The following is a 21332-nucleotide window of genomic DNA, read 5'->3' on the forward strand; positions in this document are numbered from 1 at the left end:
CGAGGCGAATGAGCTTCAGTAAAGGAAGTCTTTTAAGTAGTCGTTTAGCGAAGATAAATATGATACAATTATGAGTGAATATTCATTCACTTGGAAATGGGGGATTGTCATGTATACAGACAAAGTAATCATCGTAACTGGCGGATCAAGCGGGATGGGGAAGTCCATGGCAAAGAAATTTGCCGATGAAGGCGCTCATGTCATTATAACCGGACGTGATGCTGACCGCTTAGAAGTTGCAAGGGAAGAAATTGGGGAACGTGCACATACTTATCAGATGGATGTGCGTAATATCGAGAATGTACAAGGAATGGTTGAATTTGCAGACGAAAAGTTCGGCAAAATCGACGGGCTCGTTAACAATGCTGCAGGAAATTTTCTTGTTCATGCAGAAGAACTCTCTCCAAATGGCTGGAAGGCTGTCATTGATATCGTTCTAAATGGAACTTTCTTCTGTACAAGTGCAGTAGGCAACTATTGGATTAAAAAAGAACAAAAAGGCGCTATATTGAACATGCTAGCAACTTATGCCTGGGATGCAGGCCCTGGTGTCGTTCACTCAGCTGCAGCAAAAGCAGGCGTCATGTCATTGACGCGTACTCTTGCTGTCGAATGGGGACGCAAATATGGATTCAGGGTAAATGGAATAGCACCAGGTCCGATTGAGCGAACAGGTGGGGCAGAACGTTTATTCCAATCCGAAGAAGCCGTGAAACGGACGATTAATTCTGTCCCGCTTGGCCGAGTAGGAAAGCCAGAAGAAATCGCAGAACTTGCCGCATTCATCATGTCAGACAAAGCCTCCTACATGAACGGCGAAATCGTCACACTAGATGGCGGCCAATGGCTAAATCAGTATCCGTTTTAATTAAGTATTTTATTCCCGAACTTGCACATCCTAGTTTCAATTCGTGCAAAGGGAGGGTATGATCCCAAATGGCTATATGGATTATTCCGATAGCGATTGTTTTTGTTATCTGCGGTGTAATCGGATGGAAAGCAGTTAGAAAATGGGATGCAATTGCCGCCACATCATTCGGTGAAATGGATGATAAAATACCGGAAGCAGTCGAAGACCATCCATTTTCCTTAAACCCAATCATCTGGGTTATCGGTGTAGTGTCGCTATTCATCTTGTTTGTCATTTTCTTTTACTGGGCCTCTTCCAATTAGGAAGAGGTTTTCTACTACTGCTCATTTTACATATTTCAATGGGATGTTCACTGCCTCTTATGGTATGATAGGATTGTAGAATTGTTATGACAGCTTATGATCAGAAGGAGAGATTTTCAATGATTTCTGTAAATAACAGGGATTTTCTTCAGGTGCCGATTGCAGATTATCTTATTCCTGCTGAAAAAGTGGCATGTGTGCAAGTCGGCAATAACGCGGAACACGCCCTTCTCGTTCTGACGAAAACCGGTTATTCTGCAATACCTGTCATTGATGTAAAGAACCATTTAAGGGGACTGCTAGGGATTGGTATGATTACAGATTCCATCTTAGGATTGGAACGGATCGAGTATGAAAAGCTAGCAGATTTGAAAGTCGATCACATTATGCAAACTGATATCCCTGCTATTAAAACAACCGATAGATTTCAAAAAGGATTAGATTTGCTTATTAATCACACTTTCCTATGTGTCACTGAAGAAGACGGCACATTTGCGGGTATACTGACGAGAAGAGTCATACTAAAAGAATTCAAAAAATATCTTTACATGAAATGATGATGTTATCACAAGGTTTTTACCTTGAATAGAAGGCTCCAATAGGGGCCTTTTGTTATTTCTTGGCTTTTTTTGTGGGAGGGGAAATATGAATGAAACTACATAAAAAAACAAATCGTCCACTTGTCCTAATATCAGTCATGCTAGCGATGTTTGTCGGAGCAGTTGAAGCGACAATCGTGTCGACGGCAATGCCGGCGATTGCTGGTGAGCTTGGTGGGTTTTCAAGATATAGCTGGATTTTCTCTGCATATTTGCTTATGAGTACGGTTACTGTTCTGATATATGGCAAGTTGGCAGATCTCTACGGGCGAAAACCTATATTTTTTATTGGCTTATCCATTTTTCTATTCGGTTCCATTCTTTGCGGGTTTGCTTCAACGATGGAACAGCTTATTGTATTTCGTTTGATCCAAGGTTTGGGTGCAGGAGCAGTTATGCCAATAGCGACAACGATTGTTGGTGATATTTACTCCACAGAAGAGCGGGCTAAAATACAAGGATATTTATCGAGCGTCTGGGGCATTTCAGCAGTATCCGGCCCTGTAATCGGCGGGCTCATTGTTCAATATTGGAATTGGAAATACGTGTTTTGGGTTAATGTACCACTAGGTTTGTTAGCGATGGTCGGTATTTATTTCTTCCTACATGAACCTGCATCTGACAGAAAAGCGGCAATCGATATTAAAGGTGCAGTCTTATTGACGACTTCTTTATCTATCATCCTATTTTGGCTCGTTGAAGGTGGACAATCCTTTAGTCGTTCTTCAGCGATTAGTCTCCTTCTCCTTATTTTAGGCGCAGCGCTCTTTACGCTATTCATTTGGGTGGAAAAGAAAGCAGAAGATCCAATGATGCCTTTCCACATTTGGAAAAACCCTGTAATTCTTTATGCCAATCTCGTTTCATTGACAACCGGTGTCATTCTTATCGGCGTTTCCTCATATTTACCCACTTACGTAACAGGTGTAATGGAACAGACTGCAATGATTGCTGGTTTTACATTGACAGCGATGTCAATCGGTTGGCCGATCGCTTCTTCTGTTGCCGGGCATTTGTTGATCAAGTTCGGAACATTTGCTGTGTCGTTTGCTGGAGGCATCTCCTTAGTGTTTGGTTCACTCATGTTCGTATGGATGACAGGTGACTCTGGTCCATTATGGGCTGCATTTTCAAGCTTTTTCGTCGGAATCGGAATGGGATTGACGAGCACATCATTCATCGTAACCATTCAAGGCGCCGTCAGCCGCGAACAAAGGGGTTCGGCGACTGCTGCAAACATGTTCATGAGAAACTTCGGAAATACAATAGGGGCGGCAATTTTTGGAGCAGTTTTGAACGGATCATTACTATCTTCTTTCCGGGAGCGAAATCTTGATTATAAAGTGAATGATATAAATCTTTTATTGACGGAAGAAGCGAGGTCTACTTTACCTGCTTCGAATGTGAATACCTTACAACACGCGCTCGATGGTTCTTTGCAATGGGTGTATGTGGCTGTACTTGTTTTTGCAGTCATCAGCTTACTACTTATCTTGCGGATACCTAGAGGAAAGGTGGTTAGTCATGACGACAACTGAATTAGAGATCATTAAAGCATTAGCGGAGGAAGGCAATATGCGCAAGGCGGCTGAACGGCTTTTTTTATCACAGCCAGCTTTGTCACAACGCCTTCAAACGATTGAAAAGGAATGGGGAACGATGTTGTTCATCCGTTCTCAAAAAGGGTTGGAGCCAACTCCTGCAGGCGAGCTTGTCATTGCTTTCGCAAAAGAGACAATCCTGAAAAAAGAGGAAACTGCCGAGATGATAGCATCTCTTGCGGATAAAGTACACGGTACACTTAAAATCGCTTGCGCTTCCATCGTCGGACAGACTTGGCTGCCGCAAGTATTGAAGGAATTTGTAAGCATGTACCCGGATGCGAAAATTTCATTGATGACAGGTTGGAGTTCGGAAATTGTGAAAGCGCTTTATGAAGGAGAGGCGCATATTGGAATTGTTCGTGGCCAGGTGGATTGGAAAAGCAGGAAATCATATCTATTTAGAGACCGTCTTTATTTAGTCGACCAGGAAATTACTTCAATTGATGAATTAGTGGAAACTGAGCGACCGTTTATTCAATTTAAAAGTGATTCCAATTACTACATGGAAATTCAACGATGGTGGCAACGCCATTTTTCACAATATCCGAAGAGGCAAATTACAGTTGACCAGATTGAAACGTGCAAACAACTCGCTTTGAATGGAATTGGTTATGCGATATTACCTTCAATCACTTTGGCAGGAGATGAGAAGGTGAATAAAATTCCTTTGCTGAATAGTGAAGAAGAATTCGAATTGACGAGGGATACATGGCTGATCGGCTATGACTCTACTTTTGAACTCAAGCAAGTGAGTGCTTTTACTGAAGTACTTAACATGCATGCCGAAAAATTAAGAAAAGAATTGAAGTGACGGGAACTTTCCTAATTTTGCTACGTACTAATTAAGAAAGGTACAGAATATTGGCGATGTCCAATTGGGGGAATCAATTATGTGGAAAAAACAGTGGGGGTTACTAATCGCCATGTTTGTATTTTGCTTATTCCTGCCGACAATAGAAGCTTCAGCCGCACCTGAATTGAAAGTAAAGGTGACTGCAGGCTTTGACGGGAAAGCAAAATTTGGAAAAGGTGCACCTATCATAGTTGAAATCGAAAATAACGGAACTTCCGCTTTTAGCGGCGACATGGTCATTGATACACAGCAGTCTTATGAGTCTGGTATCGGGGAAGTTTTTCCGCTCGACATTGGTGCGGGCGAATCAAAAACTGTGACGTTCATCAATCCTAAAATGTTCGATTACAATATGTATGGCATGAACAACAAATCTATCTTCTTTTATGAAGGTGGATGGAAAAAAGGCAAGGAAATCGATCATAAGGGGACTCAGCAAATTACCGTCGCCATGTATCACGACGATACAAAAATCATCACCGCATTCACAGACAACATCGATCGATTGTCTGCGTTGAAAGGGTTTCGCCTGACGAATTATCCGAGTACTCAATTGATTGATGTTTCAAAAATTGCTTCGCTGGATTTGGAGGAAGCAGCAGGGTGGGGACCGACGGATATAATAATCATTGACGAATATCCGATTGCCGATATGTCGCCAGCTACGCAGCAAGCTTTAGTCAACTGGGTGCGCTCGGGAGGCATTATCGTTTTTGGTGGCTCCGATCATTTGATGGCAGAGTCGGGTGCATTTGCAGAACATTTACCGTTAGCATTGGATGGAAAGAAAGCTCTTAATCCTGAAGTATTAAATGAATGGACGTCTAGGGAAGATTTCAATCAAGAAATTACAATTGCAAAAGCTGCTTTAAATCCTGATTCGAAAGTTATTTTTTCGAAAGATGCGGATATCCTTGCTGCTTCTAAACAGCTTGGCAAAGGGCTCGTTTTGCAAACTGCTTTTTCCGTAGGGGATGAACCATTTTCCAAAATGCATGGAGCACCAGCGGTATGGAAAAACATACTCGATACGGCAACTCAATCGATGATCGCAAACGGCATGATGCCTTATTACAATGATCCTATGGAATCGTTACGGTGGTCAATCGGAAATTCAAATGAACTTTTCCCTTCTTTTAAAGTATCCGCACCATTTCTATTTGGTGTAATCATATTTTACATCATTATTATCATCCCGGTCTTATATATTATCCTAAAACGAAAAGATAAGCGGGAACATGCATGGTGGATCATTCCTGCCATTTCTGTTGCAGTATCAATCTTCATATTCGCTTATGGCGCACGTGATCGCATCGGCCAAGCACAAATTCAGCAAACATCTGTATTTGAAGTTGAACAAGACGGAAGGTTGAACGGATATTTCGTTGAATCGATTTTGACGAATAAGGCAGGAGACTTTGTCTTTTCAGCACCAAAAGAAACGACAATGTCAACATACACCCCTTACTCCATGGGATTATTCGGTCCATCCTCAATGGGCGTCAATTCTCATAAACGTGCTGTACTTGAGAGAAGTGCAACAGGTTCGAACTTGCATTTACGAGACATCGGCTATTGGGATGTTGCGACTGTCTATGGGCAAACAACTTTAGACGCAATCGGAAATTTCGATATTTCATTGACCGTTAAAGACAAACAATTGACAGGTGAAATTACAAATAACTTTCCATTCCCAGTGAAAGAACTTGCGATTTGGTCGGGGACGAGTCGAATCAAAGTTGGAGATGTAGGTCCTGGAGAAACGTTGAAGGTAAATGAAAAGTTGAAGACATCGACTTTAATTAGGAAAAGGTCTTCAAACACAATGTATATGGGGAATATGCCAACGAATACGGATGATCTGTTACAAATGAGAAAAGACAGTCTAATAACGTTTTCTGGTGAGTTTATGAGCAACACTTCCATGCCTGCCCTCATTGGGTATGCGGATACAAAACTCGTGCCGATAGAACTTGAAAAATCAAAAGCTGTAATAGATTCCTTAACGATGCTATCGCAGTCGTTCGCACCGAAAGTCGAATTTAGCGATAGCTTTACTGTAGATCCGGAAATGATGTCGATGAGCCTTATCTCAGAAGTAAATAATATACAGGCGCACCAAATTGGGTATGCGGCGAATATGTATTATTTTGACGAGGACACGTATGTCCAAAGGTGGCAAGTGCCGGAAGATCTAATACAAAAAGTATCGGTATGGAAATCGATGGATATTTCAAAAATTCAAAAGCAGCTATACACTTTGCAGATTTGGAATGTCAAAACGCAGAGCTATGATTCACTTGAATCCGAAAGGAAATTGACGTTGGATTCAATTGATGACTATATAACCGAAGATGGAAAAGTGACTTTTAAATTGGAGTTTCTCAATAAACAACATGGCAATGAAGGTCAACCTCCTGAAATCAAGCTGCATGGCGAGGTGAAGAAATGATTGAAATTATAGGTTTAACGAAGAAGTACGGCCAATTCACAGCACTCGATGATCTGAACTTAACGTTGAATGAAGGAACTGTATTTGGGTTTGTAGGTGCAAACGGTGCTGGTAAATCCACGACGTTCCTAATTGTTTCGACATTATTGCAGCCTACTTCTGGTGACGTACTCATCGATGGTGTAAGCGTGCGGGAAAAGCCAGCAGAAATCCGGAAACTGATTGGTTATATGCCTGACTTTTTCGGGGTTTACGATCAGCTTAAAGCTGATGAATATCTCGATTTTTATGGTGCTAGCTACGGAATTCCTGAAGAGGAAAGAAAGAAACTAATTCCGCAGCTGCTGGAGTTAGTGAACTTGTCTCATAAAAGATATTCGTATGTCGACTTATTGTCACGAGGCATGAAACAAAGATTATGCTTGGCCAGATGTCTTATTCACGATCCGAAAGTCCTCATATTGGACGAACCGGCATCAGGGCTGGACCCAAGAGCGCGGATTGAGATGCGTGATATTTTAAAGACGTTGAAAGGAATGGGGAAGACGATATTAATATCTTCGCATATTTTGCCTGAACTGGCTGAGATGTGTGATGAAATCGGAGTTATTGACAATGGCAAATTGATCGCGCATGGCTCGGTTGCAGATATCCAAAAGAAACTGCAAGGTGAAAAGACAATAACAGTCCGATTAGCGGGTAAAACTGAGGAGGCTATTGCGTTTTTTGAAGAGCAGCCTTTTGTCAATTCGATTGAAAAGCTTGAAGACGGGGAAGGGATTTCCTTCGTTTATAGAGGCGAGGAAACGGAGCAGATTGAAATGTTGAAACGGGCAGTCTTGTCTGACTTGTCGATTGTTTCCTTTATGGAACATATTACGAATTTGGAAGACGTCTTTATGGAAATTACGAAAGGAGCCGACTGAAGATGAATTTTAATAATCCGGTTCTTTTTAAAGAGTTGAAGTTGAGATTCAGATCATTTAAAGGGTTCAATGGCATCCTCTTCTTTCTGTTGGCGATGTGTATTTTCGTATTCGGGTATATTTTTTTGACGGTGAATATGACGGGAACTTCTTACTTCAGACCGAGCCAAAGCTTTGTCCTATTCGCATTTCTTTCCTATATCCAACTAGGGCTCGTATTGTTTACAGCCCCTGGTTTGACGGCGGGTTCGATCAGCTCGGAAAGGGAGAAACAGACGTTGCCTATTCTATTGACGACGTCGCAAAGCTCTTTCCAAATCATTTCCGGAAAGATGCTTTCGTCAGTAGCTTTTCTTTTGCTGCTCATAGTAGCGGGGCTTCCTGTGTACAGCTTAGTCTTTTTATTCGGAGGAATATCGCCTGGTGATTTCGTTAAAATATTCCTTTTCTTATTTGTAACATTGCTTGCAATCGGTAGCATTGGCGTCATGTTTTCGACATTAATTCGAAGAACGGTTGTCTCAATGATTGCAACATACGGTATGATGCTTTTCCTTTCGGTAGTAACTGGTTTTCTGTTTATTATTGTCATGCAAGTGAAAGCTTTTAACTATATGGGGACTCCGGTAACTTCGCCGTCATATATCGGGCAGTTTTTAGCCTCGATCAATCCGGCGGTATTATTCGCAACTTTTTTGTCGCCCGAGCTCAACAGATCGATCTCAGACATGACAAATATCGATTTTCCGATCTGGGCTGGATACTTGATTTTTTATGGGGTTCTAACTGCAGTAGCGCTGTTCATCGCAGTTAAAAAACTTCGTGTCAATATGAAAAGATTAAAGTGATGAGGTGAAACGGATGGAAGAGAAATCAGCATTACATCGATATGTTGGAAGGGCCCTAAGTTCATTGCGCTTCGAGCGATCTGTCCGTATGCTGCAAGCAGGACTTTTCATGACTGCCTTGTTGTCTTCATTGTTCCTAGCTGCTTCCAGACTGTTCATATTACCTCATTATGAATGGATAACATTCGGGATTGCTATAACAGCTATCGTTGCAACGATCATCGTGCTGTTCATTAAGAATGTCAGCCGAGAAGAGGCTGTTTGGAAGCTGGATCATTATGTACCTGACAATTTACTTGTAACCGCATTGGATGATCGCGTTCGACATTCGGATTTTGGTCAGGCGATTGTGCGAAGAGCGGAAAAGGCGGTGGACATAGCTTATCCGCAATTCAAGAAACGAGAAAAAAGATATATTAACGGAAAAACGCTTTCAGGTTTTCTAATTTTTCTCGCCACATTCGTCCTTCTGCTCATGTTTCCTTCAGAAGCACAGCAGGAAGCACAAGCTGTCGCTAAGGAAAAGGTAATCATCGAGGAATTGAAAAAGGAAGTGGCCGATTTAGGAAAGAAGGAAAAAAATCCTGAACAGAAAAAAGAATTGGCAAAGCTGGCGGAGAAACTGAAAGAGACTGAAACGACAGATGAAACGTTAAGAGAATTAGTGAAGAAGCAAAAAGAGTTTAAGCTGAAGGAACAGAGATTGACTGAAAAAAAGGAAGGCTCTGAAGAAGGCTTAAGTGAAAAAGAGGAATTGGAGCTTGAGGAACTAAAATCGCTTGTTGACCAGCTCGCACAACAAGCGGGGAAAGCGCAAAGTGCATTGAATAAAATAGGTAAAGCCCCATCGCTTCCCGCTTTGGCAAGTGCTGGAACTCCGTCCACGGCAAACACTGATCAAACGGGTTCTAACGCAAAGCCTGGCAAGGGACAGTCTCAATCCGGCGGCAACAATGGAGGGAGCCAGGGCGAAGGTCAGGGCGAAGGTCAAGGCGAAGGCCAGGGTCAAGGTGAGGGTCAGGGCGAAGGTCAAGGCGAGGGTCAAGGCCAAGGTCAAGGCCAAGGCCAAGGCCAAGGTCAGGGTCAAGGCCAAGGTCAAGGTCAAGGCCAAGGCCAAGGTCAAGGACAGGGTCAAGGACAGGGACAGGGTCAAGGTCAAGGACAGGGCCAAGGACAAGGTCAAGGACAAGGGTCTGGCACGGGAACAGGGAAAGGTGGACGCGACTTACTTTCCATTCCCTTCGATAGAATAGGAAGTTACAATGACCCTTCTGTTGTAGGCGGTGAGCTAGGGGAAGGGGAATTCGTTGAAGAGAATGAGCGTGATGGCCTTGTTGAACGTGGAACATTGCGGCCATATCAAGAAGTGGTCGGAAGTTATAAGGACGCCTATTTAAAAGGGTCAGATAAAATGAATCTTCCTGCGGACTTACAACGAGTCCTTTCTGATTACTTTTCATCAATTGAATGATTAATGGATGGGAGATGTACAAATGTCGTTTTCACCTGAACAATTTGAAGAAATGAGCAGTACGCTTGCAGAAGTGAGAGAAGAAATCGGTAAGTTCATTGTAGGTCAGCAGGAAGCTGTCGAGTTTTCGCTATATTCTATATTGGCAGAAGGGCATGCCTTATTGGAGGGGTTGCCTGGCTTAGGAAAGACAATGCTGATCCGCACAATATCTGAAGTGTTGGATTTGTCATTTTCCCGTATTCAATTCACACCGGATCTCATGCCTGCAGACATTACAGGAACAAGCATTTTAGAACGGAATCCAGACGGAGTTCAACGTTTTGTATTTAAAGAAGGACCGATATTTAGTCAAATGGTGCTGGCCGATGAGATTAACCGTGCCACTCCGAAAACTCAAAGTGCTTTGCTTGAAGCGATGGGTGAGAAAACCGTAACCGTCCTTGGTGAAACCCGGAAAATGTCCAGACCATTCTTTGTTCTTGCGACACAGAATCCGATTGAAATGGAAGGGACATATCCATTGCCAGAAGCGCAAATGGACCGGTTCTTATGTAAGATTCTACTTCCTTATCCCGTAAAGGAAGAGTTAAAGGAAATAATGCTACGAACAACCGGACCGAAAACTGTATCTATTCGAAAAGTGATGGATACAGAATCGATTATTTTGGCCCAGGAAATGGCGAAGACAATTGTCATTGCAGACGAGATGATGGATTATGCCGTCGATCTAGTATCGGCGACACATCACCGAACTGACAGCGAAGACGATTGGAGCCAATATGTCCAGTACGGAAGCGGACCTCGTGGATTACAGTCCATCATTCGATTGGCAAAGGCAAGAGCGTTAATGGCAGGCCGTTTCCACGTATCAATTGCCGATATTAAAACTGTCGCCAAACCGGCTTTAAGACACCGTATCCTTATCAATTATGAGGGGGAAGCGGAAGGAATTGATGTCGATAAACTTATCGATCGATTATTGGAGGATATCCGCCAAGGAGCGCAAGTGTAATGAGAGAAGAACTTTTCCCTGATCGATTATCCAAACGTTTAGGCGGGTTATCCATCATATCGAGAGCGAGAAAGCTAGGACATCATAAAGGGATGCATCGTTCCAGTAAAACGGGAACTTCTTTAGATTTTTCGGATTTCAGAGAATATCACCCAGGCGATGATTTGCGTCATATTGACTGGAATGTGTTTGCGCGCACCGATAAACCATTCATCAAGCAGTTTTTAGATGAACAAGAAATGCGGGTACATATACTGCTTGATTCCACTAAATCGATGGGGACGGATGGAAAATGGAATTTTGCACGTCAACTGGCGATCGGGTTAGGACATATCGCGTTAAGAAGTGGCGACACTGTTTCGTTTTCGACATGGTCTGCTGACCAGAATTATTTCTTTCGGAAAAAAGGGGCATTGCATCGGGCATCGTTTTCAAAATTCGTATCGCAATTACAAGAACCGATTTTCGAAGGTGAATTTGCAGATCAACTCATTAAGCATGTTCCGAAGGCAATGACAGTCTTATTCATTATTACAGATGGCTTGGAGCAGATAGACAAATGGGAGCGGCTGTTCAGAAGGTTGCCCGGTGTATGTAAGGATGTACGAATTTTGACAGTTCACTCCCCGATAGAAGAGTTTCCAGAATACGAAGGTGATGTGCGCCTTGTCGATGTGGAAAAAGGATCGGTCGTTGAAGTTTCGATGAGTCAACGAATCGTCAAAGAATATAAAGAAAAGAAATTGAAACATGAAGCGGGATTATCAGCATTGGCGAGAAAATACGGAATCCAGCTAATGCGTACAGAAGTATCAGAAGGTGCAATGGATTGTTTTACAAAAAAGATGAGGCATGCAGGATGGTTGCGCTGAAAGGGGGCGGCTAAGTGGGGTTTGATCAAATTAGTAATGTGTGGACGGCAATTTTCCCGTTGGCCGTCCTTCTTTATTATTTCTTTCGGAAGAAGTTTGTAACGACTACAATATCTTCCACACTGTTTTGGGAACAATCAATGCGGGAGACAAAAGTTTCTCCGTACTTGAAAAATTTGCAGCGGAACGCTTTATTTTATTTGCAGATGGCGGCACTGTTGCTATTGTTATTCATCTTGCTTCAACCGTTTTTGCCGAAAGATATTGTTGCGGATGGTCATACAGTTTTTATCGTAGATGTTTCCGCAAGCATGTCTGCCAATGATAGCGATCAATCATTATTGGAAAAAAGTAAAACGAAGATGCGATCGATTGCAGAAGAACGTGCTGGTGAATCGTTCTCTATCATAACGACTGGGAAAGAGCCTGCTTTGTTGCTTCGTCAAGAGACCGATGAGCGGCTTGTTTTAGCTTCGATTGACGGGCTGGAATTGAATTATGAGCATGAGCATATTGGAAGGTCGCTCGATATAGTGAAATCAATTACATCACAAACAGGAGCGGATGTTCATATATTTACAGATTTCCTCGATCGGTCCATATTTATGGAAAGTGAAAATGGGATTACTTGGACTGTTCATAACAATGAAGTTCCTTTAGACAATATTGCAATTGAAAAAATTGGTGCCATACATACTGTAGATGGTACAGAGGCGATTGTTAAGCTTTCAAATCAAACATTATTGAAACAATCGGGGAAGGTGATTGTCAATAATGGATTGACGGGAGATAAATTGGCTGAACAAGATTTTTCAGTTGAAGAAGATGCGGACGCTCTCCTTTCATTCAAGGATTTACCGTTACTTCCGGCTTTCCATGTTCATATCGAGGCGGAAGATGACTATGCTGCAGACAACGAAGCATTTATCGTCATTGGTAGTGAATCATCGGAAGTCATCGTAGACAGTCAATTGCATGAGCTAGTCAAAAAAGCATTTGAAGCGATCGGTCTCACCGTTAGTTCTGGGTCTGTGAATGAAATTACGTCAGCAAGAGACCATGCAATGATCGTGACGAATGAAACTTCCTTTTTGAAGAATGGAACAGAGCCAGTTCTGTTGATCGGCAGAAATGATTCAACGGCAGAGCCGATTTCGGGTCCAGTGGAATCATCAAATGATGCATTATTCACGATTGCTTCAATAGATGATGTTTATGTGAGCGCTCTCTATCCACCATTCGAAGGGTATTCGACTTTAGCTTCTATCGACGGCAAACCGTTCATCCAGAAATCACCGAGAGGCGATATTATCATCTTGACGGATATTGGCCTGACAGATTGGCCTTTGCATCCGTCGTTTCCGTTATTCTTTTGGAGTTCGATGGAAATGTTGCGATCAAGTAGTGATATCGCTGGAATTTTCATGCCAAATGAGAGAAAAGCGTTATTGACGGGAAATGGAACGGAAGGAATTGAAATTTTTACGATTGATGATGAGTATGTCGCTACGTATCCAGCAGGCGGAAATTTTGTCGCGCCGTCTAAACCAGGGATCTATAAGCTGATGGATGGGGGAAAGGAAAGGTATTTTTCCGTCGAGCTTGAACACGATGAGAAGTCAATTTCCTATGGATCCAGTTATAAACTTGGAGTGGACTTTGCTGAAGGAACTGAAAAAGAAGAAGGTAAACAAATGATTGGATGGCTTTTCCTTTTGCCGGTGCTCCTTCTTTTATTAATAGAGTGGGAGGTGCAAAGACGTCGTGGATATCCGAATTGAGAATCCTTTATGGCTTTTGCTGCTCATACCGATAGCAATTTACATGGTGTATGCTTGGAAGTCATCCAACATGCGTTTTGCACGTAAAGGGACGATTCTATATGCCCTTAGAAGCATTGTGATCCTTTGTATTGTCTTTGCCCTTACCATTCCATATGTGACACTGCCAGATGAAGAGGAGCAGATCATATTCGTTGTTGATAGGTCCGTTTCTGTGGCGGATGCGAGTCAATTAGCAGAAGAATGGATTGCGGAAAGTTTGAAGGCGAGAAAAGCGAATCAATCTGTAGGAATTTACTCATTCGCCGGAACGTTCCGGTCAGATAGTAGATTGACCGACGCTACTATTGAAATGCCAAAGCTGGAACCGATAGACTCGAAAGGTGAAACGAATATTGCCAAAGCGATAGATTTGTCTGTTGCGGTGGCAAAAACCGGTCTTGCAACGAGGATCGTGCTATTGTCTGACGGGTTAGAGACGGAAGGGTCTATAGAAGAGCTATTGCCAAAATATGAAAATGGCCATATCCAAATCGACACGTTCGTACTAAGACGATCGAATGTCGCAGATGCTTCCATTTCATTATTCGAGACGCCTAGATCCGCTTATGAAGGAGAAAGGCAATTGCTGCGTGTTGAAGTCGAGTCATCCACACAGACAGTGGGCCAGTTGCTGATCAACTTGAACGATGAGGAGATTATTAGTGAACCGGTTTCTCTAGACGAAGGAACAAACCAATTTGCATTTCATCATGAGGCTAGTGGGACAGGTCTTCTGAAGTATGAGGCAAAGCTAATTGTACCTGATGATGGACTTCTAGAAAATAACCGTATGCTTTCCGTCACAATGCTTGAACAATCTCCTAAAGTGCTTGTCGTACAGACTGAGCGGAGTCCTTCCGTTATTCCGTCACTTCTCGACCAAAACGCTATGGAAGTAGATATAGTGGATGCAGAAAGATTGCCGGAAACATTGTCCGGATATTTAGGATATGGCGCAATTATTTTTGATAATGTTCCTGGCCATCTTGTTGGAGAACATAAAATGACAGTCATTGAGCAGGCGGTAAAAAGCTTCGGCACTGGGTTCATGATGGTCGGTGGTGATGAGAGTTATGGTTTAGGAGGTTATTTCAAGTCTCCGATCGAGCGATTATTGCCTGTGGAAATGGAAGTGAAAGGGAAGGAGCAGCTGCCGTCCCTAGGTCTTGTCATAACTTTGGACCGTTCCGGCAGTATGTCGGGTTCAAAAATTGTTATTGCGAGGGAAGCGGCAGCAAGAGCGGTCGAATTGCTAAGGAACGATGATACTTTCGGCTTCACTGCATTTGACCATGAAATTTGGGAAGTCATCCCTGTCGGTCCTTTACAAGATAAACAAGACGCAATGGATCAGATTTTGTCCATACCGGCAGGTGGAGGGACTGATATTTTCCCATCTGTCGCAAAGGCGTATGAGGACTTGACAGATTTGAAGCTCCAAAGGAAGCATATTATACTGTTGACTGATGGCCAATCATCCATGCCTCCGGATTATGAAGAAGTTATAGCGGAAGGCAAAAATTCGAATGTTTCATTATCGACTGTTGCGATCGGTACCGATGCAGACAGCTTATTATTGGAAGAATTGGCGGAACTCGGCGGCGGGAGATTCTATAACGCTTTTGATGAGTCGACGATTCCAGCCATTTTGACCCGAGAAACATCGATGCTTACTAGGACATATATTGAAGATGACCCCTTCTACGTCTCATTGGGCAACGTGCCTGAGTGGACTTCTATCTTCCAGGAAGGCGTCCCGCAAATGAATGCCTATATTGCAACGACACCAAAAGGAACGGCGACAATCGTGGCAGAAAGCCCTAAGGAAGACCCAGTTATTGCAGAGTGGATGTATGGTCTCGGACGTACAATCGCATTCACATCCGATTCAACGGGGAAATGGTCCGGGGATCTGGCAAGATGGGAGGGATATTCTAGCTTTTGGAATACGGCCGTTTCGAGATTGCTGCCGTCTTATGAAGATGTCCCTTATTTGATCACCCACGACCGAGGCGGTACGTATACGATTACCGATAGTTCCAGGAAATCGGCCTTTTTGGAAATTGCGATTGTTGATGAGCAAGGAAATGAAGTGCCATTCCAGTCGGAACCGTTGGCGCCAGGAAAAGTAAGAGTAACGTTGGATGCGGACCCTGGTCTTGTATTCTTCGGTGTTGCAGATGATAAGGGTGGATTATTTGAAGCGGGTGTTTCGGTTCCATACAGTTTGGAATATAAACCGTCAGAACCAAATGTTGCATTGCTTGAGAAAATTTCTGAGCGGACGGGCGGCGAGCATCTTGAAGATCCTGAGCGGGTTTTCCGTTCGCATCCGTATAAAAGTGGGGATCGGAAACCGATTGCGGATTGGCTTATATTAACTGCGATGATCTTGTTTTTCATTGATATTACGCTTCGAAGATTCGGTATGTTTTCAAGTTTGCTGGATCGAAAAGAGATGAATGATGTGAATGAAGTTACGACAGTCAAACAGGAAGATCATGTCGCCGAATTATTGAAGGCGAAAAAGAAACGTTAGAAAAAACCCTTATCTCCTGCTCACGGAGATAAGGGTTTTATCATGTTCTCGTCGAGGCGAGAAGGGGTTGGTGTTTTCTAGACCACACAGTTGCAATTCCGAAACAGATTAAGAGAATAGCGGTACCTAGGATGTAAGGGAATGTAATATTGATGTCGAAAATAGAACCTGCGAGCGCTGGGCCGACCATATTTCCCAAGCTCATATAAGCATTCATCATACCCGCAGCATATCCTTGTTCTTCACCTGCAAGCTTCGAAACGAGCGTATTGACCGCAGGCCGGAGAAGGGAAGTAGCCGTCGAGAAAATCGTTGCGACAAGAAGGATCGTCCAAAAGATATCAACGAACAGAATGGCGAGCATTGAAATAGCTGCAACGACCAAATTAAACAGAATGACACGCATTTCCCCGTATCTTTTAAACAAAGGATTAATGACAAATGTTTGGACAATAACGCCGACAAACCCACCGACCGTGATTAACACCGCTATTTGAGAAGGTGTATAGCCATATTTATGGTCCACATATAAAGAAATGGTCGATTGGAAATTCGCAAGCCCGAAAGAGAAAACGAACATGACGATCAACATGACAAAATAAGGAGTTGTCGTCGAGCGTTTTAACTGCTTGAAAATATTTTCCGATTTCTGATTGATTTTCTCTAGCGAAACGACCGGTGCGACGTTCGGTAAAATGAAAATCGAAAGAAGAGCAGCGAACACGGAAGCCCCAGCAGCAAAATAAAAAGGAGTGAGCAAACTGATTTTAGATAGGAACCCGCCAATTCCAGGACCAATCATGAATCCAAGTGACATGGAAGCCCCTAGCAGCCCCATACCTCTACCTCTGCCTTCAAGAGTTGTAATATCAGCAACAAATGCCATCATTGGCGGCACAATGAATGCCGCTCCCATCCCGGAAAAGAACCGGGAAACAAACAACATCCAAAGTTCAGTAGACATGCTGAATGCAAGCTGTGATAATCCAAAGATGAATAAGCCGAAAATAATGATCTTCTTTCTTCCGTGCCGATCTGACAAATCCCCAGATATCGGTGAAAAGATGAATTGAGCAAACGAAAAGATTGCAATTAGGAATCCTAGTACTTTTCCGGCTACACCGAATGTCCCTAAGTATTCCGGCATGATTGGAATGATGAGACCGATACCGGACATTGCGATGAACATATTGAACATTAATATGTATAATGCTGCATTATTCGATTGTTTCGCTGCCAAAGGCAATCCGCCCCTCTATAATTATTGTTGTCGTTGCTACAGTTTACCATAGAAGCAATACGCTATTTAACAGAAAAGGCTCCAAGAATATAAAAACCGCCCTAAACCGAGGGACCGGTTTAAGAACGGCAATAAGTTTACTTCATATCCATTTTGAACTCCAAGAAAAGTTCATTATAAACGCCCAATAATTCAAGTCCTAAGTTTTTATACACTTCCAGATGACTTCTTGTCTCTTCGTCAGGATAAAAACGCTCGTCCTCGACGACTTCTGGATCCATCAAGTCGAGTGCCGTTACATTCGGGGTCGAATAACCAACGTAATCGGCATTTTGTGCAGCCACTTCAGGGTCGAGCATAAAGTTGATAAAAGCATGTGCTCCGTCAATGTTTTTGGCAGTTTTCGGAATGACAAGATTATCGAACCATAAATTCGAACCTTCCTCAGGAACCACATAATCGATGTCTTCATTTTCATACATCATATCTGCAGCTTGACCAGACCATGTAAGGGAGACGGCCGCTTCATTATTGATCATCAGCTGAGTGACTTCATCCCCGATGACCGCTTTCACATTCGGGCTTAATGTTTTCAGTTTATCTGTTGCTTCACGGAGCTCTCCAAGGTCGGTCGAATTCAGGGAGTAGCCCAATGAGTTCAGACCCATGCCGATTGTTTCCCTTGCGCTATCAACAAGGATGACACGTTGCTTCAAGGAAGGTTCCCATAAGTCATCCCAACTCTCAAATGTTTGTCCTTCAAGTAACGAAGGATTGAAAGCAATCCCTACTGTACCCCAGAAATAGGGGACGGAGTATTCATTGCCTGGATCGAATGCCAAATCCAAAAAGTAAGGATCGATATGTTTAATGTTCGGGACCTTACTGTAGTCGATTGGCAGTAGAAGATCCTTATCCTTCATCATTTCAATCATGTATTCAGAAGGGACCGATATATCGTACGACGTGCCGCCTTGTTCGATTTTACTCATCATGCCTTCGTTCGAATCGAATGTTTCATAAATGACTTTGATGCCCGTTTCTTCTTCAAATTGTTTGATAAGATCCGGGTCGATGTATTCTCCCCAGTTATAGACAGTGATTGTACCTTTGCCTGACTTGCTCCCTTTGCTCAACTCGGCGTTAATGAAAAGGAATATGCCGGAAACAATAATTATAAGGATTGCTGATTGTATAATGGATTTCATTTCTTCACCCCCGCGAGAGGCGTCTTCGATTTTCGGCTAATCGCATAGTAACCGAGCACTAAAGCGACCGTAATGATGAAAATGAGTCCTGATAGGGCTTTGATTGTCAAACTGATTCCAGTCCTTGCCATCGAATAGATTTCAACTGATAATGTCGAGAATCCATTACCAGTCACGAAGAACGTGACAGCGAAGTCATCGAGCGAATACGTCAAAGCGAGGAAGAATCCAGCGAATATCCCGGGTTTAATGAATGGCAGAATGACCCGCGTCATTACATCTTTCCTGGACGCCCCTAGATCTAGGGCTGCATCTATCAATGAGATATTCATCTCCGAAAGCTTCGGCAATACCATAATGACGACAATAGGTATGCTAAATGCGATATGGGAAATCAAAACAGAAGCAAATCCAAGCTTCACGCCAATCATCGTAAAAAGAATCAGGAATGACGCCCCAATGATGACATCCGGGCTGACCATCAAAATATTATTCAATGACAGCACTGCATTTCTCATTTTTTTATTGCGCATGAAAAAAATAGCCAAAGCGCCTATCACGCCAATTGCCGTTGATAATAACGCGGAAAGCAGTGCGATGATGATTGTATTGAGGACGATGATGATTAACCGCTTATCCTCAAAAACAGCGGCGTAATGCTCCCATGTGAAATCTTCGAAATTGGACATCCCGCCGCCCGAGTTGAATGAGTAGAAAATCAAATAGAAGATCGGTGCGTACAGGGTAATGAAGATGATCGCTAAATATAGTTTAGGCAGTTTACCTAGCTTTTCCATTGTCCGACGCCCCCTTTTCTTTTCCATTCGTGACGAGCATGATGATGAACATGAATACGATGAGGAAGACCGCGATTGTCGAGCCCATTCCCCAATTTTGCGTCACTAGGAATTGCTGTTCAATAGCTGTTCCAAGTGTAATAACTTTATTTCCGGCAATGAGCCTCGTGATCATGAACAATGACAAAGCGGGAATGAATACGACTTGGATGCCGGATTTCACTCCATTGGTCGTCAATGGCCAGATGACTCTTCTAAAGGTCGTCCAAGAATTTGCACCGAGATCACGCGAAGCATCGATTAACGCCGGGTTCAATTTATCGAGAGCGTTGAATATCGGCAAAATCATGAACGGAATGAATATATACACGGAAACGAATACAAAGCTGAAGTCCGTGAATAGTATTTGCTGCTTGCCAATGCCAACAGCCTCCAAAAATGCATTCAGCGGGCCGTATAGACCCATTAACCCGATGAAAGCATATGTCTTCAGCAATAAGTTGATCCACGATGGGATAATGATAAGCAGAAGCCAAAGCTGCTTATGTTTCGTCTTTGTTATCAAGTACGCCGTCGGATAGGCGATCAGCAATGAAAAGAATGTAATAAGGAATGCATACCAAAACGAGCTGATCGTCAGTTTAAGATAGACGGACGTAAAAAAGTTTCGGTAATTCGCCAGCGTGAAGTTGCCTGCCAAGTCGAAAAAGGAATAATAGACGACTAATGCGATCGGAGCTAGGACGAACAACAGGATCCAAGCTGTATAAGGAATCGAATAAAGAGAACGCAGGCGTGACTTATTCATCGGCGTTCACTCCATAGGATTCAAGCCTTGCATCGTAATCTTCCTCCGATTCGTTCAAGCGCATGACATGGATGTCTTCCGGGTTGAAATCAAGTCCGATTTGCTCTCCGACTTCCGCTTTCTTTGTGGAATGGACAAGCCATTCATTCCCGTCCTGATCGTATGTCGACAGTTCATAATGAACCCCTCGGAACAGTTGGGTATCGACCGTCACATTCAATTTTCCTTTATCGACTGTCGTAATTTCCAAGTCCTCCGGGCGAAGAACGATATCGACTTTTTCATTCGGCTGTAGTCCCGCATCCGCACAGTCGAAACGTTTACCTGTAAATTCAACGACATAATCTTCGATCATCCTGCCCGAAACAATATTCGATTCTCCGATGAAGTCGGCGACGAATCGGTTGATCGGCTCGTCATAGATATCAAGAGGAGTGCCTGATTGTTGAATTGCTCCCATATTCATAACGAAGATTTCATCGGACATGGCGAGTGCTTCCTCTTGATCATGAGTGACGAATACAAACGTCTTGCCGAGGCGCTGCTGCAATTCACGAAGCTCATACTGCATTTCTGAACGAAGCTTCAAGTCAAGAGCGGATAGCGGCTCATCTAGTAAAATGACTTCAGGATCATTGACGATAGCTCGTGCAATTGCGACTCGTTGCCGTTGACCGCCAGACATCTCTGTAATTTCTCGATTTTCATAACCTGCCAAATTGACGAATCTCAACGCTTCCTTAACTCTCGAATCAATTTCGTCCTTTTTCACTTTTTTAATCCGTAAACCGAATGCAATATTTTCATATACATTCAAGTGGGGGAAGAGCGCGTAATCTTGAAATACAGTGTTTACTTGGCGTTCATTCGCCGGAACGTCATTGATTTTTTTACCGTTAAAGAAAATGGATCCTTCTGATGGTTCAATAAACCCTGCTATCAATCGCAGGATTGTTGTCTTACCGCATCCCGAAGGACCTAATAATGTATAAAATTTTCCGCGCTCCATTTCAAATGAGACATTATCCAATACGGTCGTGTCATCGCCGTATTTCTTCATGACGTTTTCAAAACGGATAATTGGCTGATTTGTCATTGTGGTAT

Annotated in this window: 18 protein-coding genes; 13 read left to right on the forward strand and 5 right to left on the reverse strand. The window is 43.0% G+C overall.

Annotated features, from left to right (window positions below; translation table 11 throughout):
* The first annotated feature begins 109 nt into the window (after positions 1-109).
* From fadH to ACR65H_RS14720, 13 genes are all read left to right on the forward strand, one after another.
* Positions 110-868 (forward strand): 2,4-dienoyl-CoA reductase, encoded by a 759-nt coding sequence (gene fadH / locus ACR65H_RS14660; protein WP_440501211.1) that lies wholly within the window; start codon positions 110-112, stop codon positions 866-868.
* Between the two features lie 68 nt (positions 869-936).
* Complete coding sequence (locus ACR65H_RS14665; RefSeq protein ID WP_440501212.1) at positions 937-1173, forward strand: hypothetical protein; 237 nt, start codon at positions 937-939, stop codon at positions 1171-1173.
* A 119-nt stretch (positions 1174-1292) separates the two neighbouring features.
* Entirely contained in the window at positions 1293-1730 is a 438-nt protein-coding gene (gene cbpB, locus ACR65H_RS14670; RefSeq protein WP_440501213.1) for a cyclic-di-AMP-binding protein CbpB, read from the forward strand.
* Positions 1731-1822: 92 nt separating this feature from the next.
* Entirely contained in the window at positions 1823-3310 is a 1488-nt protein-coding gene (locus tag ACR65H_RS14675; protein WP_440501214.1) for an MDR family MFS transporter, read from the forward strand.
* Complete coding sequence (gene ccpC, locus ACR65H_RS14680) at positions 3297-4187, forward strand: transcriptional regulator CcpC (RefSeq protein WP_440501215.1); 891 nt, start codon at positions 3297-3299, stop codon at positions 4185-4187. Before ACR65H_RS14675 ends, ccpC begins: the two co-directional genes overlap by 14 nt.
* 79 nt (positions 4188-4266) lie before the next feature.
* Entirely contained in the window at positions 4267-6681 is a 2415-nt protein-coding gene (locus tag ACR65H_RS14685) for a DUF8725 domain-containing protein (RefSeq protein WP_440501216.1), read from the forward strand.
* Complete coding sequence (locus tag ACR65H_RS14690) at positions 6678-7607, forward strand: ABC transporter ATP-binding protein (protein WP_440501217.1); 930 nt, start codon at positions 6678-6680, stop codon at positions 7605-7607. Before ACR65H_RS14685 ends, ACR65H_RS14690 begins: the two co-directional genes overlap by 4 nt.
* Positions 7604-8455: an ABC transporter permease gene (locus ACR65H_RS14695; RefSeq protein WP_440501260.1), complete on the forward strand. Its 852-nt coding sequence runs from the start codon at positions 7604-7606 to the stop codon at positions 8453-8455. The genes ACR65H_RS14690 and ACR65H_RS14695 overlap by 4 nt, the downstream gene beginning before the upstream one ends.
* A 13-nt stretch (positions 8456-8468) precedes the next feature.
* Positions 8469-9926, forward strand: coding sequence for a DUF8809 domain-containing protein (locus ACR65H_RS14700; protein ID WP_440501218.1), 1458 nt, complete (start codon positions 8469-8471; stop codon positions 9924-9926).
* Between the two features lie 22 nt (positions 9927-9948).
* Positions 9949-10941 (forward strand): AAA family ATPase, encoded by a 993-nt coding sequence (locus tag ACR65H_RS14705; protein WP_440501219.1) that lies wholly within the window; start codon positions 9949-9951, stop codon positions 10939-10941.
* Complete coding sequence (locus tag ACR65H_RS14710) at positions 10941-11813, forward strand: DUF58 domain-containing protein (protein ID WP_440501220.1); 873 nt, start codon at positions 10941-10943, stop codon at positions 11811-11813. The genes ACR65H_RS14705 and ACR65H_RS14710 overlap by 1 nt, the downstream gene beginning before the upstream one ends.
* 14 nt (positions 11814-11827) lie before the next feature.
* Positions 11828-13594: a vWA domain-containing protein gene (locus ACR65H_RS14715; RefSeq protein WP_440501222.1), complete on the forward strand. Its 1767-nt coding sequence runs from the start codon at positions 11828-11830 to the stop codon at positions 13592-13594.
* Positions 13578-16175 (forward strand): VWA domain-containing protein, encoded by a 2598-nt coding sequence (locus ACR65H_RS14720; protein WP_440501223.1) that lies wholly within the window; start codon positions 13578-13580, stop codon positions 16173-16175. The genes ACR65H_RS14715 and ACR65H_RS14720 overlap by 17 nt, the downstream gene beginning before the upstream one ends.
* Positions 16176-16215: 40 nt before the next feature.
* Here ACR65H_RS14720 and ACR65H_RS14725 read toward each other — a convergent pair whose 3' ends face one another.
* The 5 genes from ACR65H_RS14725 to ACR65H_RS14745 all read right to left on the reverse strand — a co-directional run bounded on the left by ACR65H_RS14725 (position 16216) and on the right by ACR65H_RS14745 (position 21324).
* Positions 16216-17373, reverse strand: coding sequence for an MFS transporter (locus ACR65H_RS14725; protein ID WP_440501262.1), 1158 nt, complete (start codon positions 17371-17373; stop codon positions 16216-16218).
* A gap of 179 nt (positions 17374-17552) precedes the next feature.
* On the reverse strand, positions 17553-18623 hold the full coding sequence (locus ACR65H_RS14730; RefSeq protein ID WP_440501225.1) for an ABC transporter substrate-binding protein: 1071 nt from the start codon (positions 18621-18623) through the stop codon (positions 17553-17555).
* The gene (locus ACR65H_RS14735) at positions 18620-19420 is read right to left on the reverse strand and encodes an ABC transporter permease (RefSeq protein ID WP_440501227.1); all 801 of its coding nucleotides are present in this window, start codon (positions 19418-19420) and stop codon (positions 18620-18622) included. Before ACR65H_RS14735 ends, ACR65H_RS14730 begins: the two co-directional genes overlap by 4 nt.
* Complete coding sequence (locus tag ACR65H_RS14740; RefSeq protein ID WP_440501229.1) at positions 19404-20228, reverse strand: ABC transporter permease; 825 nt, start codon at positions 20226-20228, stop codon at positions 19404-19406. The genes ACR65H_RS14735 and ACR65H_RS14740 overlap by 17 nt, the downstream gene beginning before the upstream one ends.
* Complete coding sequence (locus tag ACR65H_RS14745) at positions 20221-21324, reverse strand: ABC transporter ATP-binding protein (protein ID WP_440501230.1); 1104 nt, start codon at positions 21322-21324, stop codon at positions 20221-20223. The genes ACR65H_RS14740 and ACR65H_RS14745 overlap by 8 nt, the downstream gene beginning before the upstream one ends.
* Positions 21325-21332: the final 8 nt, after the last annotated feature.

This window comes from Sporosarcina sp. SAFN-015 (assembly GCF_059415085.1).

What these genes read in the sequence shown, in the direction of transcription:
- ACR65H_RS14685 (WP_440501216.1), top strand. Translation starts at nt 4,267, where the DNA reads ATGTGGAAAAAACAGTGGGGGTTACTAATCGCCATGTTTGTATTTTGC.
- ccpC (WP_440501215.1), top strand. Translation starts at nt 3,297, where the DNA reads ATGACGACAACTGAATTAGAGATCATTAAAGCATTAGCGGAGGAAGGC.
- ACR65H_RS14700 (WP_440501218.1), top strand. Translation starts at nt 8,469, where the DNA reads ATGGAAGAGAAATCAGCATTACATCGATATGTTGGAAGGGCCCTAAGT.
- ACR65H_RS14725 (WP_440501262.1), bottom strand. Translation starts at nt 17,373, where the DNA reads ATGTTCAATATGTTCATCGCAATGTCCGGTATCGGTCTCATCATTCCA.
- ACR65H_RS14710 (WP_440501220.1), top strand. Translation starts at nt 10,941, where the DNA reads ATGAGAGAAGAACTTTTCCCTGATCGATTATCCAAACGTTTAGGCGGG.
- ACR65H_RS14705 (WP_440501219.1), top strand. Translation starts at nt 9,949, where the DNA reads ATGTCGTTTTCACCTGAACAATTTGAAGAAATGAGCAGTACGCTTGCA.
- ACR65H_RS14730 (WP_440501225.1), bottom strand. Translation starts at nt 18,623, where the DNA reads ATGAAATCCATTATACAATCAGCAATCCTTATAATTATTGTTTCCGGC.
- ACR65H_RS14740 (WP_440501229.1), bottom strand. Translation starts at nt 20,228, where the DNA reads ATGAATAAGTCACGCCTGCGTTCTCTTTATTCGATTCCTTATACAGCT.
- ACR65H_RS14735 (WP_440501227.1), bottom strand. Translation starts at nt 19,420, where the DNA reads ATGGAAAAGCTAGGTAAACTGCCTAAACTATATTTAGCGATCATCTTC.
- ACR65H_RS14690 (WP_440501217.1), top strand. Translation starts at nt 6,678, where the DNA reads ATGATTGAAATTATAGGTTTAACGAAGAAGTACGGCCAATTCACAGCA.
- cbpB (WP_440501213.1), top strand. Translation starts at nt 1,293, where the DNA reads ATGATTTCTGTAAATAACAGGGATTTTCTTCAGGTGCCGATTGCAGAT.
- fadH (WP_440501211.1), top strand. Translation starts at nt 110, where the DNA reads ATGTATACAGACAAAGTAATCATCGTAACTGGCGGATCAAGCGGGATG.
- ACR65H_RS14745 (WP_440501230.1), bottom strand. Translation starts at nt 21,324, where the DNA reads ATGACAAATCAGCCAATTATCCGTTTTGAAAACGTCATGAAGAAATAC.
- ACR65H_RS14675 (WP_440501214.1), top strand. Translation starts at nt 1,823, where the DNA reads ATGAAACTACATAAAAAAACAAATCGTCCACTTGTCCTAATATCAGTC.
- ACR65H_RS14665 (WP_440501212.1), top strand. Translation starts at nt 937, where the DNA reads ATGGCTATATGGATTATTCCGATAGCGATTGTTTTTGTTATCTGCGGT.